Below are 2839 nucleotides of genomic sequence, written 5' to 3'. Positions count from 1 at the left end.
TATCACCATCATGATGCGACATAACAGCGTCGGCGGTCTTTCACCTCCGAATTGGTTGATAGCGCCTCGTGGCGCACACCGGGGAAGGCGCAGCCTTTGTCACGGGCGACGAGGACTCTCCGGATTCCGGCGGGGAAGCTGCGGGTCTTGCGGCCGATGTCCATCGGCTGTGACTTCTCCCCCAGGATCAGCGGGATGATGCCCGCGTTGCAGGCGAGCTTGCGGACCTCAGCGGCCGGGATGCGCTCACCGTTGTCCAGCATGCCCTGACCGAGCTGGTCGGCCAGGTCGTCGTAGCGCATCGTCACCGTGAGCGTCACCGGCTCACCACCGTGCTCCGGCAACTGATCGGCGCGCAGCATCAGATCCACCAGCTCGGCCAGCGCGTCACCTTCACGCTCGGCCCGCGAGCGCGGGTCCGGGCCTTCCTCGGCCGTGGTGGGGCGCGGCTTGGCCAGCGGGCCCATCAGGGCCTCGTACTTGGCACCGGTGACCTTGTCCAGCGATGCCCGGATCTCCAGGCAATCGTCCTTCCAGCGCATCACGTGCTGGTTGACCTGCCGGGCGGGTTCGGGATCGCGTGGTTCCGGATCGTTCTGATAGAGCGCGTAGACCAGCTTGCGGCCCATCGCCCGCACCGCATGCGGATCATGCTCGCGGGCGAGGTCGACCACGGCCTGCTCGTACTCAGCGGGCAGCTCCTTCATCACCTCGGCCACCACCGCGACATGCTCGACCGACAGCGCACCCTCGGCCGCCGCCAACGCGGTCACCGGCAGCTCAGGCGCGATCTCACTGCCTGTCGGCGTGATCCCCGGCCCCAGCAGCCCGGCATTGGCCACCCACTGCTTGGCGGTATTCCGACTCCAGCGCACTGCGTGCTGCAACACGCCCGGCAAATCCTTATAACCGAGTTCGCTCGCGGCACCACGCCGATCCAACTCGGCAATCTTGCGCATCACCGCGTGCTCACGAGCCCGAATTTCCGTCACCTCATCGACGAGGCTGCTCAGCACCTCGCTGGTAGAGAGAAGAGGAAGGTCGGCTTCGCTCACGTGTTCTAATTTACCGCAGGATCACGACATAAAATCAGGTAAAGCCGTACACGAAAGTGTGAACCGCCCGTCCGAACCCTGAAGCGACGGCGAAGCCGAGCCCGTAAAGGCCTAATACCGACCCAGTAAGCGGTAATCCCGGAAACAGACGGTGCCAACGCGACCACGCACGCTCGCGATTGGGGCTTGACTTTGGGTGCGAGGTGCTACCGTGCTCGGATCGGCCGGGCTCTTTTCAGCCCGGCTTTTGAAGGCCGACCAGCGCCTCGCAAGGGCCCCGAAGTCAAGCCCCAATCGCTATCGTCGCGAAGCGGCGATGAAATGACCCGTCTCGTCATCGGCCCTGAACGCAACCACCAACGCAAGGCGACCGGACATACCAAGAGGCCCGGTTCGCCGAAGCGAACCGGGCCAATCGGCAGTTCAGACAGCAGCTGGACTCAGAAGTCCATGCCACCGGCGTCCGGCGTGGCCGGAGCGGCGTTCTTCTCCGGCTTGTCCGCGACGACGGCCTCGGTCGTCAGGAACAGCGCGGCGATCGAAGCGGCGTTCTGCAGCGCGGAACGGGTCACCTTGGCCGGGTCGATGATGCCCGCAGCGACCAGGTCCTTGTACTCGCCGGTCGCGGCGTCCAGGCCCTCACCGGCAGGCAGGGACTTGACGCGCTCGACCACGACGCCGCCTTCGAGGCCGGCGTTGACGGCGATCTGCTTCAGCGGAGCCTCGACGGCGACCTTGACGATGTTGGCACCAGTGGCCTCGTCACCGGTCAGGCGCAGGCCCGCGAAGGCGGCCTCGGCGGCCTGGAGCAGCGCGACGCCACCACCGGCGACGATGCCCTCCTCGACGGCGGCCTTGGCGTTGCGGACCGCGTCCTCGATGCGGTGCTTGCGCTCCTTGAGCTCGACCTCGGTGGCCGCGCCCGCCTTGATGACGGCGACGCCGCCGGCGAGCTTGGCGAGGCGCTCCTGGAGCTTCTCGCGGTCGTAGTCGGAGTCCGACTTCTCGATCTCGGCGCGGATCTGGTTGACGCGACCCTGGATCTGGTCGGCGTCGCCCGAGCCCTCGACGATGGTCGTCTCGTCCTTGGTGACGACGACCTTGCGGGCCTTGCCCAGCAGCGAGATGTCGGCGTTCTCCAGCTTCAGGCCGACGTCCTCGGTGATGACCTGGCCACCGGTGAGGGTGGCGATGTCCTGGAGGATGGCCTTGCGGCGGTCACCGAAGCCCGGGGCCTTGACGGCGACGGACTTGAAGGTGCCGCGGATCTTGTTGACGACCAGCGTGGCCAGGGCCTCGCCCTCGACGTCCTCGGAGATGATCAGCAGCGGCTTGCCGGACTGCATGACCTTCTCCAGCAGCGGGAGCAGGTCCTTGACCGTGGAGATCTTGGAGCCGAACAGCAGGATGTACGGGTCCTCGAGGACCGCTTCCTGACGCTCGGGGTCGGTCACGAAGTAACCGGAGATGTAACCCTTGTCGAAGCGCATGCCTTCGGTGAGCTCGAGCTCGAGACCGAGGGTGTTGCTCTCCTCGACGGTGATGACGCCTTCCTTGCCGACCTTGTCCATCGCCTCGGCGATGAGCTCGCCGATGGTGGGGTCGGCGGCGGAGATGGACGCGGTAGCAGCGATCTGCTCCTTCGTCTCGATCTCCTTGGCGGCCTTCAGCAGCTGCTCGGCGACGGCCTCGACGGCCTGCTCGATGCCGCGCTTGAGGCCCAGCGGGTTGGCGCCGGCGGCCACGTTGCGCAGGCCCTCGCGGACCAGCGCCTGGGCGAGCAC

The 2839-nt window shown here is 66.5% G+C and carries 2 protein-coding genes; both read right to left on the bottom strand.

What is annotated here, in order from left to right:
* Positions 1–8: 8 nt before the first annotated feature.
* On the bottom strand, positions 9–1055 hold the full coding sequence (locus ABZV40_RS46300; protein ID WP_355456500.1) for a DUF222 domain-containing protein: 1047 nt from the start codon (positions 1053–1055) through the stop codon (positions 9–11).
* A gap of 440 nt (positions 1056–1495) precedes the next feature.
* Positions 1496–2839: chaperonin GroEL (gene groL, locus ABZV40_RS46295; protein ID WP_355456499.1), on the bottom strand; the 1344-nt coding region annotated here is incomplete at its 5' end.

Source organism: Lentzea sp. NPDC004782 (genome assembly GCF_040609115.1).
Classification (GTDB): Bacteria; Actinomycetota; Actinomycetes; order Mycobacteriales; family Pseudonocardiaceae; genus Lentzea.
Note: the sequence above shows the minus strand (reverse complement) of the source record. Positions and strands in the feature narration are given on the sequence as shown.